Here is a 13,027-nt window from a genome sequence, read left to right as displayed (position 1 = left end):
ATGAAACGTCTCTCTTCGCTGCTGGCAGCTCTGCTGCTGACAGTTCTGGCCGCGCCTTGCGCCACGCAGGCCGCCTCCCGCCCCACCAACGACGACACCATCCTGGTTAAGCTGCCCAACAAGGCCACGATGACCCTGGTGACCAAGAACAAGGCCCAGCTCAAGGAGCTGCGCACCTACCACCTCGACTCGCTGATGATTCTGCTCGACAGCTACATCAGCCAGGCCGACGCGGCCAGCAAGAATGCCGACAACAAGGCCGTCACGATGGAGTTCTACCCCGCCAAGGACCACCCCGGCACCAACGCCCCCGAGGAAGTGCGCATTACGGTGCGGGCCGAGGACACCCAGGCAGGCACCGGCAAAACCACCACGAAGGTGGGCCGCTACATTACCGTATCGGTGGATGACGATGAAAAGGACGCCAACGACAACGACGATATCAACATCACCATCGGCGGCAAAAACAAGGGCGGCAGCGACTCGCTGCGGGCCGAAAAAAGCCGGCGCAAGCGCCAGGAGTACGCCAACAAGGTGGTGCACAGCAACGTCAACCTCGACCTGGGCCTCAACACGCTCATCAACCGCAGCCCCTGGAAGGATGCCAGCGGCGTCGACCAGGACTTCGACCTGAAGCCCACCGGCTCCCGCTACGTCAGCCTCAACTACCTCTACGAAATCCGCGTGGGCGGCAAAGCCAGCCCCCTGCACCTGATCATGGGTCCCGAGCTGTCGTTCAACAACTACATGTTTGACAAGAACCGCCGCCTTTTCGCCACCGACACCCGCACCGACATCCTGCGGGAGCCCACGCTGAGCCTGGAGAAAAGCAAGCTGTCGGTTACCACCCTCAACCTGCCCGTGCTGGCCAACCTGAACTTCAAGGACAAAAAGGGCCACAGCATGTTCAGCCTCTCGGCCGGCGGCTACGCGGGCTACCGCCTGAGCAGCCACACCAAGATCAAGTACGAAAGCGAGGGCAACACCCGCAAAGACAAGGACCGCAGCTCCTACAACCTGGAAGACTTCCAGTACGGCCTGCAGGGCGGCATCGGCGTGCGCGGCATCGACCTGTTCGTGAAGTACGGCCTGAACGACCTGTTCAAGGACAACCGCGGCCCCCAGGGCCAGACCGTCAGCTTTGGCATCTCGATATAAGCGCCGCTGCGCGCACTCCCGAAAAGGCCCGGCAGAACGTTCTGCCGGGCCTTTTTTGGGGCCTGTCTCGTTCTGGCCGGCCGCTCCTCTGGTCTGGTAGTCTACAGCGCCCGGTGAAAGTTGTCGAGCAGAATGGCGGCCGACACGGCCACGTTGAGGCTTTCGGCCCCGCCGGCCCCGGGAATGTAGAGCCGCTGGGTGAGGCGGGCCAGCACCTCCGGCCGCGGCCCGTGCGACTCGCTGCCCATGATGAGCACGCCGCCGGGCTGCAGGCTGAGGCGGTGCACGTTGTCGCCTTCGAGGTGGGCGCCGTAGCGGGGCAGCGCGGGCGGCAGCGTATCGAGCCACTCGGGCAGCTCGCGCTGCCAGACGGCGACCCGGGTGAAGGAGCCCATGGTGGCGGCAATGGTTTTGGGCGCCCAGGGGTCGGCGCAGGTATCGGAGCACACCACGCCCTGCAGGCCGTACCAGTCGGCCAGGCGGATGAGGGTGCCCAGGTTGCCCGGGTCGCGCACCTGGTCCAGGGCCAGCAGCAGCCGGGTGGGGGCCGGCTGCAGCGGCGTTTCCGCAGGCAGGCGGGCAATGGCCAGGGCGGTGGTATTGTTGGCCAGAGTGCCCAGCTGGGTTAATTCCTCCTCCGTTACAATTTCAACCGGTACTTTCGCCGGGAGCGGCGGGATTTTTGCCGCAAACTCAGCCGTCAGGAACACGCGTTCCGTTAGAAGTGCGGAACTTAGCAGCTCCTGTACGCTTTTGCCGCCTTCCACCAGGAAAGCGCCGTGCCGAAGCCGGTATTTCTTCAGGTGCAGCGCGTGCACATATTTCGCTACTGCTTTTGAAACCATATTCGTTGTTGCCTAAAGCCCGGCACCGGGCCATTTCTATTCTCCGATTACCCGCGGCGCTTACCGGGGCGCTGCTGCTGCTGCTGGGGGGCTGCTCGCCGCTGAAGCTGCTGGAGCCCCGGCAGAAGCTGCTCAGCCGCATCCGCCTCGAGGGCGTGAAGCAGGCCGATGCCGAGCGCATTGCCGCCCTCTACCAGCAGCAGCCCAACACCCGGGTTCCGCTGCCAAAGCTAGCAATCTACCAGCTGGGACGCACTTTTTATGACGACGGGCGGCTCAAGCTCAAGCTGGCCCGCATCCAGAGCGAGTTTGATGAGCGCCTGCAGGCCGCCCGGCCCGACTCGGTGAAGGTGGGCCGGCTGCTGGTGCGGCGCGAAAAGCGTACCAGCCGCCTCCAGCGCGCCCTCGACAAGGGCAACGCCGTGATGCGCCTGGGCGAGCCGCCGGTGATTTACGACTCGGCCCTGACGCGCAAGACGGTGGAGCAGATCGGCACCTTCCTCAAGTCGAAGGGCTTCTTCCGCAGCTCCGTGTCGGCCACTGATACCGTGGCCGACCAGCGCTTCTCGCTCGGCCGCCTGCTGAGCGGGCCCGACACGGTGCACAACCGCCGCGTGACGGTCACCTACCGCGTCACCGAGAACCAGCCTTTCAAGTATTCGCAGCTTGATTTTGACATTGCTGACTCGGCCATTGCCCGCCGCGTCATTGCCAGCCAGCCGGCCTCGCTGCTGCACGTGGGCGACCAGTACGACGAGGAGGTTATCGGCAACGAGCGGAGCCGGCTGGAGACGCTGCTCAAGAACCAGGGCTACTTCGACTTCCGCCAGCAGTACGTGACGCTGGAAGCCGACACCAGCTTTGCCCCCGCCACCGTGCGGCTGCGCACCATCATTACCGACCCCGGCCCGGGGCGGCGGCACTACCAGTACGTTATTCGCCGGGTGCGCTTCATTGCCGACGCCGGCATCACCCGCTTCGGACAGGCCCGCGACACGCTGGTGCAGGACTCCGTCTACTATTTGGCCTACAAGCACCTGATCAGCCCCAAGACCCTGGACCGCAAGCTCACCGTGCGCCCCGGCGACCTCTACAGCCTGACCAGCACCCAGCTCACCCAGCGCCAGCTCAGCAACCTCGACGTGTTTCGCTTTAACACGGTCAACTACCTGCGGGTGCGCAACTCCCCTTCGGCCACCGACACCACCCTGCGTCAGCTCGACGCAACCATCAATGCCTCGCCGGCCAAGAAATATCAGGAAACCAGCGAGGCCGGCGCGACTTACGTGGCCCGCCTGGCCGGGCCTTTCGCCAACGAGCGGCTGAAAATCCGCAACGTGTTCGGGGGGGCCGAAACCCTGGAGTTTGGCGTCCGGCTGGGCTTTGAAGGCCAGTACACCAGCACGCTGGTCAACAACGAGGTCCAGACTCAGCCCGTGTACACCACCCAGATTGGGGCCAACGCCAACCTGGTGCTGCCCCAGTTTCTGGTGCCCTGGCGCACCAACCGGTTTCTGACCCAGTACAACCCGCGCACCCGCATCAACGCGGCCTACACCTACGTGATCCGGCCCGAGTACATCCGCACCAACCTGGAGGCCACCTACGACTACATCTGGCAGCGCTCCGCCTTTCACCAGTACGTGCTGACCCCGATTGACCTGAGCCTGGTCAACACGCCCTACGTGAACCCCACGTTCCGGCGCAAGCTGGATTCGCTGGCCCAGCTGGGCTCTCCGCTCAACCAGAGCTTCAAGCAGCAGTTTGTGCCCAGCTTCAACGCCACCTCGCTCTACAACTCCAACGACTTCAACCAGACCCGCAACGCCTACTACCTGCGGCTGTTTGCCGAACTCGGGGGCCTGACCAAGGGCCTGTACCAAAAGGCGCTGGAGCAAAACCTGGAGCTGCGAGTCTACAACTTCGCCAAGTTCAACTCCGACTACCGGCGCTACTATAAGCTGGGGCCCAAGTCCTACCTGGCCTACCGGCTGAACGCGGGCATCGTGAGTGCGCTGTCGACCAGCGAAGATGAGCTAATCGACCCCGTGAAAGGCACCAAAACCACCGTCCAGCGCTACGTTGTGCCCTACGATAAGTACGTGTTTGCCGGCGGCAGCTCCAGCCTGCGGGCCTGGAAGCCGCGCCGCCTGGGGCCGGGCTCCTACACCTCGCTGCGCCTGAGCGACTCCAAGGACCCCAACAGTGAGCTGGTGCAGAACTTTGACCTGGAGCAGCCCGGCGAGATCCTGCTGGAAGGCAGCGTGGAGTACCGCTTCCCGGTGTGGAGCTTTATCAACGGGGCGCTGTTTACCGATTTCGGCAACGTGTGGACCCTGCACGCCGACACCCGCAAGGACGCGGAGTTTGCAATTGACCGCTTCTACAAGGAGTTTGCCGTGGGCTCGGGCGTGGGCCTGCGCTTCGACTTCACCTTCCTGATCCTGCGCCTCGACGTGGCCACCAAAGTGTACGACCCCACCGCCCCGGGCGAAAAGCTGGTGCTGTCGAAGTTCAGCTTCCGCGACAACCAGACTGCCTTTAATATCGGTATCGGCTACCCGTTTTAAAAAGCTTCACGCTTCAAGCCACAAGCCACAAGCTATTGATTTCAGCTTGAAGCTTAATACGCCAGCAGCTCGGCCAGGGCCGCGGCTACCTTGTCGGCGCTGGGCAGCATCTGCTTTTCCAGCGCCACGTTCAGGGCAATGGCGGGCAGGTTGGCGGCCCCCAGGGTAAACACCGGCGCGTCGAGCTGCGGAAAGCACGTGCGCTGGATGCGCCCGGCCAGGCTTTCGGCGAAGGAGTTCATCAGGGGTTCTTCGGTGAGCACCAGGGCTTTGCCGTGGCGGCGCACGGCGGCCTGCACGGCGTCGAAGTCGAGCGGGTTCAGGGTGCGCAGATCCAGGATTTCGACCTGGCCAGGAAACTGCCGGGAGGCCGTTTTGGCCCAGTGCACGCCCATGCCGTAGGTTATCACGGTGCAGGTTTCGCCCTGGCGCAGCTTGGCGGCATCGGCCGGCTGGGCCACGGCGGCCACCCCCAGCGGAATGACGTAGCCGGTGGCCGGCTCCACGGTTTTGGCGTCTTCGGTACCGGGCACCTTGCTCCAGTACAGGCCCTTGTGCTCCAGCATCACCACCGGGTTGGGGTCGAGGAAGGCGGCCCGCATCAGGCCCTTCATGTCGGCCGCGTTGCTGGGGTACACCACTTTAATGCCGCGGATATTGAGCAGCGTGCTTTCGATGGAGCCCGAGTGGTAGGGGCCGCCCCCGCCGTAGGCCCCGATGGGCACCCGGATCAGGGCCTGCACCGGAAACTTGCCGTTGGACAGGTAGCACGACTTCGACAGCTCTTCCACCAGCTGGTTCAGGGCCGGCCAGATGTAGTCGGCAAACTGAATTTCGACGATGGGCTTGGCCCCGACGGCACTCATGCCGGCCGTGCTGCCCACGATGTAGGCTTCCTGAATCGGGGTGTTGAACACGCGGGTGTCGCCGTACTTCTTGGCCAGCAGGGCCGCTTCGCGGAACACGCCGCCCAGCTCGCCGCCCACGTCCTGCCCGTAGAACAGGGCCTCGGGAAACTCGCGCAGAATGTCGTCGACGGCGTGCAGGGCGGCATCCACCATCAGGGCTTTGTCGGCCCCGGCGGGGCTCCGCTCCCCGGCTTCGGCAGTGGTAGCGGGCGGGGCAAACTCGTGGTCGGCAAAGGTGGCCGGGTCCGGGTCGGGCGCCGCCAGGGCGCGCTGGTAGTCGGCCGCCACCAGGACGCGGGCCTGCTCGCCGAGCCCGGCCAGCTCGGCCTCGCCCACGCCCAGGCCCAGCAGCTGCTGGTGCAGGCGGGGCAGCGGGTCGTTGATGGTATGCTCGGCCAGGTTGTCGCCGCGGTACCACTCGCGGCGCACGCCGCTGGTGTGGTGGCCCAGCAGCGGGCACTTGGCATGCACCAGGATGGGGCCGCGGGTACGGCGCACGTAGTCGAAGGCGGCGGCCAGGCCGGCGTAGGAGTCGGCGAAGTCGGCACCGTTGACGCGCAGGCGCTGCAGGCCCTTGAAGCCGGCGGCAAACTCGTAGGCGTCCATGGCGCGCATCTCGCGGCCGGTGGCCGAAATACCCCAGTCGTTGTCCTGCACCAGGTAGATAATGGGCAGCTGGTGCAGCACGGCCATCTGCAGGGCTTCGGCTACTTCGCCTTCGGTCATGGCCCCGTCGCCGATGGAGCAGAGCACCACGGGTCGGGAATCGGTCAGCAGCACCGGTGAGTTCAGAAAGCCCGCCTGGTCGATGCCCGCCTCATCGGTGTCCGCGGGGTGGCCAGCGGCGGCCGGCGGGCCGACGGGCGTAGCCGGCAGGCCCTGGCTTTCCAGGTAGTGCAGGCCATGGGCCATGCCGGTAGCCGGAATGGCCTGCATGCCGGTGGCCGAGCTTTGGTGGGGAATAACGGGGAAGCCGGCCCGGCGCAGCGACGGATGGCTGTAGTAGGTCCGGCCGCCGGAGAAGGGGTCGTCGCGCTTGGCCATCAGCTGCAGCATCAGCTCGTAAGGCGAGATGCCCAGGCCCAGCAGCAGGGCGTCGTCGCGGTAGTAGGGCGTGGCGTAGTCGGTTTCGCGCAGGTGGAAGGCGGCGGCCAGCTGAATGGCTTCGTGGCCGCGGGCCGTGGCGTGCACGTACTTGGCCGTCACGGCCTTGTTCTCTTCGTAGAGACGGGCCAGCTCGTCGGCCGTGCGCAGCAGCGCGTAAGCCCGCAGCTGGGTGCCCAGGTCGGGCTCGACGGCCGCGTGCGAATCAATAAACTGAAGTTCCGGGGCGGGGGTGGTAGGCGTGAGCATGAAGGAGCGGCGGGTGAGCATGCAAAAGTAGCGCTTGGCCGCTCGATTTCGGTTTTTCGTTGCTGGTTCTTCGTGCTGCCCTGCTCCGGCAAGCCGGTTAACCACCCCTGAGCGGCCAAAAATGGCTATGGGAATACGCCGCGGACCCTACCTTTACCCCATGATTCATTCTCTGACGCTGGCCACGGCGGCCGACACGCCCGAGCTGGCCGCCTTTGTCAACAGCGTGTACCGCGGCCCCGAGTCGGAAAAGGGCTGGACGACGGAAGCGCACCTGCTGAGCGGGCAGCGCACCGACGCCGCTGCCCTGCGCGAGCTGCTGGCCCCCGAGCACGTGAGCATCCTGCTCGGCCGCGACGAACAAGGCGTGCTGCTGGCCTCCGTGCTGCTGGAAGTGCAGCCCGACGCGCTGTACCTGGGTATGCTCTCGGTGGCCGCCACGCGCCAGAACCAGGGCCTGGGCAAGCAGCTGCTGAGCGCCGCCAAAGCCTACGCCCGGCAGCGGGACCGGAGCATAATCCGCATCACGGTAATTTCGGTGCGCCCCGAGCTGCTGGCCTGGTACGAGCGGCACGGCTACCGGCGCACGGGTGCCGTGGTGCCCTTTCCTACCGACCCACGCTTCGGGCGCGCGCGCCAGCCCCTGGAGCTGCTGGTGCTGGAAAAGCCGCTGGCCTAGCCTGCAACGGCCAGCGGCCATCTACGCTGGGCCACTGGTTCGGGTCGGAGGCCAGCTGGTTCAGGGCAGGCCCGCGCCGCCAGCCTCAATCCTCCCTCAAACCCGTTACCTTTGCGGTCGGCCCCGCTGGCTTGCCGCGCGTCTTTTCCCTGCTCTGAGGCGGGCGGAACGCTTTTTCCGATTCTACTACCTGCTGGCTGCCCGTCTGCTTATGCCTACCACCTCCCCTGTTCCCCCCACCTCCTCCCCCGCGGCCGGCCCGCCCTTCCGGGCCCGGGTGGAAGCCTGGATGCGTGATTTTCAGGACCGCCTCTGCCAGCAGCTCGAAGCGGCCGACGGCCGGGGCCGCTTTCAGGAAGACGCCTGGCAGCACCACGGCGGCGGCGGCGGCCGCAGCCGCGTCCTCACCAATGGCGACGTGCTCGAAAAGGGCGGGGTGAACTTCTCGGCCGTGGCGGGCACTATGAGCGAGCAGGCCGCCCGGGTGCTGCTCATGCCCAACCCTGAGTACTTCGCCACCGGCGTGAGCGTGGTGCAGCACCCGCGCAGCCCCCGGGTGCCCATCGTGCACATGAACGTGCGCTACTTCGAGGCCGGCAACGGGGAGGCCTGGTTCGGCGGCGGCATCGACCTGACCCCGATTTACGTGGATGAAGCCCAGGCCCGCTGGTTTCACGAGCAGCTGCGGGCCGTCTGCGACGAGCACCACCCCGCCTACTACGCCCGCTTCCACGCCTGGGCCGACGACTACTTCTTCCTCACCCACCGCCAGGAAACCCGGGGCGTAGGCGGCATCTTCTTCGACCGGCTCACCGTGGGCAAGGATGGCTCGGCCGACGACCTGTTCGCCTTCGTGCGGGCCGTGGCCGACGTTTTCGGGCCCACCTACACCACCCTGATGCAGCAAAACCGCGCCCTGCCCTACGGCCCCGCCGAGGAGCAGTGGCAGCTGGTGCGCCGGGGCCGCTACGCCGAGTTCAACCTGGCCATCGACCGGGGCACGCGCTTCGGCCTCGAAACCGGGGGCCGCACCGAGAGCATCCTGATGAGCCTGCCCCCGCGCTGCGAGTGGCACTACAACCTGGTGCCCGCCCCCGGCTCGCCCGAAGCCGCCACCCAGAGCTGGCTGCGCAAAGGCGTAAACTGGGTTGAAGCCCCCGACGCGCTTTGATCGAGCTGCTGCAAACCCTGGACCGCCGGCTGCTGCTGGCCGCCAATGCCTCCCACTCGCCGGCGCTGGACAAGTGGATGATTTTCTTCTCGGAGCGCTTTGTGTGGTTTCCGGCCTATTTGGTTATTCTGCTGGCGCTGGGCTACCTGTTTGGGCAGCGCACCCGGCTGCTGGTGCCGCTGCTGCTGCTCAGCGTGGCCCTGGCCGACAGCATTTCGAGCCGGTTTTTCAAGCCCTTCTTCGCCCGCCTGCGGCCCTGCCACGACCCGGAGCTGTCGGCAGCCCTGAACCTGGCCCACGGCTGCGGGGGACAGTTCGGCTTCATGTCGTCGCACGCGGCCAACGGGTTTGCCCTGGCGGTATTTCTGTGGCTGGTGCTGCCCCGGCGCTACCGCCTGGCCAAGTGGCTGGTGCTGGTATGGGCCGGGCTGCTCTCCTACAGCCGCATCTACCTGGCCGCCCACTACTTCACCGACGTGGTGGCCGGCGCCCTGCTGGGCGGCCTGCTGGCCTGGGGCTGCGCCACGCTCTACCGGCGCGGGGCCGAGCGGTGGTGGCCGACGGCGCTCTAGCCGCCGCACCACCGGCCGGAGCGCCGCGGCCGAGCTTTACTTACCAACCTAAAACTCGCCTGAGCTTCAAGACGGACACGCCGGATACCACATGAAAAAGCTCCGACCCTGCCGGGACCGGAGCTTTTTTCCATTTTGGCAACCCGTCTTATTTCGCGGGCTTGCGGTTGCCGCTGTGGCCGTCGCCCTCGTCGCCGTGGCCGGGCTTGACGGTGGTTTTGGCGTTTTCGCGGGCATCCTGGGACAGGGAGCGGTTCAGGTCGTCGGATTCGGTGAACTGGCCTTCATCATCGCGGCGGACGTAGCGCTTGTCGCCTTCGGTGGGCTCGATTAATTCGCGTTTGGTGGACATAGCTCGGTGGTGGTGGTGGTTAGTGTAGAGCCTGTTACGCAGCAGCCGATGGGGAGTTTGGCTATGCCACCCGAAAAATGGCCTGAAAGCGTGACTAGGCTAAGCTGCCGTATTCTTCACCCGGTCAAATGCCCAGCCCCAGAGCAGCAGGGCCAGCAGCACCGCGGGCAGAATCACCACGAAATCAACGTTGTTCAGCAGGTCAACCTCCTCCGGCTGCCGGGACTGATCTAATATGGCCTGGGCAAGCATGGCCACCAGATAGTCGACCATTAGCGCCGAAGCCACGAACAGCGCCCGCAGCAGCAGCGGGCTACGACGATAAAAGCGCCGGGTAAGAGCCAGGCAAGCTACAACCAGCAGCAGCAGCAGCCCGGCACCCGCCAAGCCGGACAGCTGCTCCAGCGTATGCCACACAGGCTTGGTGTATTCCGTAGCCAGTACGTTGAGCACTGCGCCCAGCAACAGGACCGGCAAAACCATCAGCCGGCCAAACCAGCGCCCACCCGTCGACGGTCCGGCGGCCATATTACTTGCCCAGCAGCCGGGCCACGTACTTGCCCACGATGTCGAACTCCAGGTTGACCGGGTCGCCGGCGCGCAGGTGCTGGAAGGTGGTGTGGGCGTAGGTGTAGGGAATGATGGCCACGCTGAAGCCCGTATCGGTGCTCTCGAAGCAGGTCAGGCTGGTGCCGTTGATGCAGATGGAGCCCTTTTCCACCGTCACCCGGCCCGCGCCCGGCGCGTGGCGGAAGCGGTAGAGCCAGGAGCCGTTCTGGTCCGTCACCGACTCGCACACGGCGGCCAGATCGACGTGGCCCTGCACGATGTGGCCGTCGAAGCGGCCGTTGGCGGCCAGGCAGCGCTCCAGGTTCACCTGCCGGCCCGCGGCCCAGCTGCCCAGGTTGGTTTTCTGCAGGGTCTCGTCGATGGCCGTGACGACGTGGGTACCGGCGGCCGCGTCCACGGCCACCACCGTCAGACACACGCCGTCGTGGGCCACGCTCTGGTCAACCTGCAGCTCGGCCGCGAAGGGCGTGGCGACGGTGAAATGGCGGTTGGTGCCTTCGGTCTGCACGGCCGTGATGGTGCCGAGGGCTTCTATGATTCCTGTGAACATGGTAAAACGGGCGCTAGCGCCGGATTTTTAGATTCTTAAGCACGTCATCAATCAACCGCTGGTTGATCTTATCGTCGTCGCTGCCGTCCGTCGTTTGAAACGCCACAACCAGGATGCCTTCGTTTTCGCCCGACCACGTACCGACGTTGTACACCATTTGCTTGTTTTTCTGCGTTAGGAGCTTTGTTTTCCCTGCAGCTGCTTGTTGTCGGCCAGCGTTAAGCTGTAAGGCTTTTCCGACTGTTTATAGCCGGCCTTGGCGTCGTCCTTGACCAGCTGCGCACTCATAAAGTCAACGATGCCAGCCGGGTCGATACCCGTATATTCCTGGATCAGCAGCCCCCCGCCGGTGGCATTCATCATCACCAGCTGCCGCATGCCATCCTGCTGGGTTTCGGCCACCGAGAGCTTCGCCGGATACTGAAACGTTACCCAGCTGTCCTGAAACGTGCGGATGGTTTTCTCCCGCACTTCCAGCCGCACCGTCTCCCCCTTGGGCGTGGTCAGGGTGAACTCCTTGCCCGCTTCCACATCCATCGGCTGCCCGTTGACGATTAGCTGAAAGTTGGCGCTAGCCCCGGCCGGCTGTTGGGCCCGGGCGGTGAAGGCCCCTAGCCCCAGTCCGGCGGCCAGCGTGCAGGTAATGAACCGTTTCGTTATCATATCGGCTTTTTGTATGCTATGACCGGGCTTATTTCCCCCGCCCTTCCACGATGATCTTAATCGTGTAGAGCATCACCCGGAAGTCCATGGCCAGGCTCATGTTTTCGATGTAGAGAATGTCGAACTTGAGCCGCTCCACCATCTGGGCCACGGTTTCGGCGTAGCCGTACTTCACCTGCCCCAGGCTGGTGATGCCGGGCCGCACCCGGTGCAGGTGGCGGTAGTGCGGGGCCACCTTCACGATCTGGTCGATGTAGAACTGCCGCTCGGGGCGCGGGCCCACCAGGCTCATGTCGCCCTTCACCACGTTCCAGAACTGGGGCAGCTCGTCGAGGCGCACCTTGCGCATAAAGCGGCCCCAGGGCGTGATGCGCGGGTCGTGGTCGGACGACAGCGACGGGCCCTGCTGCTCGGCATCCACGTACATCGAGCGGAACTTATAGATGCGGAACGGGTGCCCGAGCTTGCCCACGCGCTCCTGGGAATAGAACACGGGCCCCGGCGACGAGCTGCGCACCATCATGGCGGTGAAGGCGTACACGGGCCAGGCTAGCCCCAAAAACAGCAGGGAGCCCACGATGTCGAGGCCGCGCTTGGTGACTTCCTGCCACAGCGGCAGCAGATCGTGCTTGATTTCAATCAGCGGCGTGCCAAACAGGTGGTTGACCTTCACCGAGCCCAGCAGCATCTGGTAGAGGTCGGGCAGGATGCTCACCCGGGTGGGCGTGCCTTCCAGCAGGGTCAGGATTTCCTGAATCATACGGTGCTCCGAGGGCTCGATGGCAATGACAATCTGCTCAATCTTGAGGGCCCGGATCAGGGCCGGCAGGCGCTTGTAGGAGCCGTGGGCGGGCAGCTGCGCCGCCAGCGCCTCGTCTACCGTGTCGCCCACCGGGGCAAAGCCCACCAGGCGCAGCCCCAGGTGGCGGCTGGTGCGGGTCAGCTCGTGGTAGGTTTCGTGGGCCAGGGCATTGGAGCCCACCAGCAGGGTGTTGAAGTAGATGGTGCCGTCGTGCACCAGATGCTGCACGCTGGTCACGGCCCAGGTGCGCAGGATGGCCGTGATAAAGAAGTGCAGCAGGAAGTAGGCCGTAATGGTCTTGTAGTAGAGCCGGTAGTTGCTCACCCCCTGGTCGTCGAGCAGAAAGGCGAAGAAGATAATCAGCGCCCCCAGGATGGAAACCCGGCCCAGCCGGATGATTTCGGACAGGCGCGACTTGCGGAAAATGTCGCGGTACTCGCCGATCAGCGCGTAGAGCAGCATCCAGAAGGCCGCAATCATGATGGCGCCGCCGGTGAGGGTAAACAGGGCGCCCTCGGTGAATTTATAGCCGGCCGTCATTTCGCTGAGCAGGTATTTGCGCAGCAGAAAGAAACTAACCCAGGCCAAAAGCGCCGCCAGAAAGTCGGCAGCTATAAGCTTCAGTTTTTGCGCGGTGCGAATCAAGTGGGATACGGGCAGACCGGCCAGGGCCGGCAATAGGTGATAATGTGCGGGTGAAGCCGTAGTTTCGCGGCTGATGTCGCTCTAACAGGCCGCTGGCGCCATTTCTGACGCATGGCAAAGGTAGGGCATTAATGCGGAACCGCAGACCTCCCTTTCCTCCCCGCTCATGGCCCGCTCCCGCTCCTTCGC

General features: G+C 64.9%; 13 protein-coding genes. 5 read left to right on the top strand and 8 right to left on the bottom strand.

All coding sequences use genetic code 11. The annotated features are described in order from the left end of the window. The gene (locus ABD842_RS12570) at positions 1 to 1,158 is read left to right on the top strand and encodes a porin family protein (protein ID WP_345114303.1); all 1,158 of its coding nucleotides are present in this window, start codon (positions 1 to 3) and stop codon (positions 1,156 to 1,158) included. A 101-nt stretch (positions 1,159 to 1,259) separates the two neighbouring features. Here the strand turns inward: ABD842_RS12570 and ABD842_RS12565 are convergent, their stop codons facing one another. Continuing rightward, the gene (locus ABD842_RS12565; protein WP_345114301.1) at positions 1,260 to 2,003 is read right to left on the bottom strand and encodes a TrmH family RNA methyltransferase; all 744 of its coding nucleotides are present in this window, start codon (positions 2,001 to 2,003) and stop codon (positions 1,260 to 1,262) included. Between the two features lie 8 nt (positions 2,004 to 2,011). Between ABD842_RS12565 and tamL the strand changes: the two genes are divergently transcribed. Beyond that, positions 2,012 to 4,573: a translocation and assembly module lipoprotein TamL gene (tamL, locus tag ABD842_RS12560; protein WP_345114298.1), complete on the top strand. Its 2,562-nt coding sequence runs from the start codon at positions 2,012 to 2,014 to the stop codon at positions 4,571 to 4,573. 53 nt (positions 4,574 to 4,626) lie between these two features. Here the strand turns inward: tamL and ABD842_RS12555 are convergent, their stop codons facing one another. Further along, on the bottom strand, positions 4,627 to 6,855 hold the full coding sequence (locus ABD842_RS12555; protein WP_345114296.1) for an alpha-ketoacid dehydrogenase subunit alpha/beta: 2,229 nt from the start codon (positions 6,853 to 6,855) through the stop codon (positions 4,627 to 4,629). Positions 6,856 to 6,994: 139 nt separating this feature from the next. Here ABD842_RS12555 and ABD842_RS12550 point away from each other — a divergent pair, with 139 nt between their 5' ends. The 3 genes from ABD842_RS12550 to ABD842_RS12540 all read left to right on the top strand — a co-directional run bounded on the left by ABD842_RS12550 (position 6,995) and on the right by ABD842_RS12540 (position 9,256). After that, positions 6,995 to 7,513 (top strand): GNAT family N-acetyltransferase, encoded by a 519-nt coding sequence (locus ABD842_RS12550; protein WP_345114293.1) that lies wholly within the window; start codon positions 6,995 to 6,997, stop codon positions 7,511 to 7,513. A 211-nt stretch (positions 7,514 to 7,724) separates the two neighbouring features. Next, on the top strand, positions 7,725 to 8,684 hold the full coding sequence (gene hemF, locus ABD842_RS12545; protein WP_345114290.1) for an oxygen-dependent coproporphyrinogen oxidase: 960 nt from the start codon (positions 7,725 to 7,727) through the stop codon (positions 8,682 to 8,684). Further along, positions 8,681 to 9,256 (top strand): phosphatase PAP2 family protein, encoded by a 576-nt coding sequence (locus tag ABD842_RS12540; RefSeq protein ID WP_345114288.1) that lies wholly within the window; start codon positions 8,681 to 8,683, stop codon positions 9,254 to 9,256. The genes hemF and ABD842_RS12540 overlap by 4 nt, the downstream gene beginning before the upstream one ends. Positions 9,257 to 9,404: 148 nt before the next feature. On the opposite strand, the gene ABD842_RS12535 is transcribed toward ABD842_RS12540, so the two are convergent. From ABD842_RS12535 to ABD842_RS12510, 6 genes are all read right to left on the bottom strand, one after another. Next, a complete protein-coding gene (locus tag ABD842_RS12535; RefSeq protein ID WP_345114285.1) occupies positions 9,405 to 9,608 on the bottom strand; it encodes a hypothetical protein in 204 nt (67 codons plus the stop codon). 99 nt (positions 9,609 to 9,707) lie between these two features. Then, a complete protein-coding gene (locus tag ABD842_RS12530) occupies positions 9,708 to 10,136 on the bottom strand; it encodes a hypothetical protein (RefSeq protein ID WP_345114282.1) in 429 nt (142 codons plus the stop codon). A 1-nt stretch (position 10,137) separates the two neighbouring features. Then, a complete protein-coding gene (locus ABD842_RS12525) occupies positions 10,138 to 10,728 on the bottom strand; it encodes a riboflavin synthase (RefSeq protein ID WP_345114279.1) in 591 nt (196 codons plus the stop codon). A gap of 13 nt (positions 10,729 to 10,741) precedes the next feature. Next, a complete protein-coding gene (locus ABD842_RS12520; protein ID WP_345114276.1) occupies positions 10,742 to 10,885 on the bottom strand; it encodes a hypothetical protein in 144 nt (47 codons plus the stop codon). Between the two features lie 17 nt (positions 10,886 to 10,902). Beyond that, positions 10,903 to 11,391, bottom strand: coding sequence for a hypothetical protein (locus tag ABD842_RS12515; protein ID WP_345114274.1), 489 nt, complete (start codon positions 11,389 to 11,391; stop codon positions 10,903 to 10,905). A gap of 28 nt (positions 11,392 to 11,419) precedes the next feature. Beyond that, the gene (locus ABD842_RS12510) at positions 11,420 to 12,838 is read right to left on the bottom strand and encodes a sugar transferase (RefSeq protein ID WP_345114271.1); all 1,419 of its coding nucleotides are present in this window, start codon (positions 12,836 to 12,838) and stop codon (positions 11,420 to 11,422) included. Positions 12,839 to 13,027 lie beyond the last annotated feature (189 nt).

Source organism: Hymenobacter algoricola (assembly GCF_039539525.1).
Taxonomy (GTDB): Bacteria; Bacteroidota; Bacteroidia; order Cytophagales; family Hymenobacteraceae; genus Hymenobacter; species Hymenobacter algoricola.
This window is presented reverse-complemented; position numbering and strand designations above follow the sequence as displayed.

Excerpts from the sequence above, each read along its gene's own strand:
- ABD842_RS12570 (WP_345114303.1), top strand. The coding sequence starts at position 1 with ATGAAACGTCTCTCTTCGCTGCTGGCAGCTCTGCTGCTGACAGTTCTG.
- ABD842_RS12565 (WP_345114301.1), bottom strand. The coding sequence starts at position 2,003 with ATGGTTTCAAAAGCAGTAGCGAAATATGTGCACGCGCTGCACCTGAAG.
- ABD842_RS12555 (WP_345114296.1), bottom strand. The coding sequence starts at position 6,855 with ATGCTCACCCGCCGCTCCTTCATGCTCACGCCTACCACCCCCGCCCCG.
- ABD842_RS12550 (WP_345114293.1), top strand. The coding sequence starts at position 6,995 with ATGATTCATTCTCTGACGCTGGCCACGGCGGCCGACACGCCCGAGCTG.
- hemF (WP_345114290.1), top strand. The coding sequence starts at position 7,725 with ATGCCTACCACCTCCCCTGTTCCCCCCACCTCCTCCCCCGCGGCCGGC.
- ABD842_RS12535 (WP_345114285.1), bottom strand. The coding sequence starts at position 9,608 with ATGTCCACCAAACGCGAATTAATCGAGCCCACCGAAGGCGACAAGCGC.
- ABD842_RS12530 (WP_345114282.1), bottom strand. The coding sequence starts at position 10,136 with ATGGCCGCCGGACCGTCGACGGGTGGGCGCTGGTTTGGCCGGCTGATG.
- ABD842_RS12525 (WP_345114279.1), bottom strand. The coding sequence starts at position 10,728 with ATGTTCACAGGAATCATAGAAGCCCTCGGCACCATCACGGCCGTGCAG.
- ABD842_RS12520 (WP_345114276.1), bottom strand. The coding sequence starts at position 10,885 with ATGGTGTACAACGTCGGTACGTGGTCGGGCGAAAACGAAGGCATCCTG.
- ABD842_RS12515 (WP_345114274.1), bottom strand. The coding sequence starts at position 11,391 with ATGATAACGAAACGGTTCATTACCTGCACGCTGGCCGCCGGACTGGGG.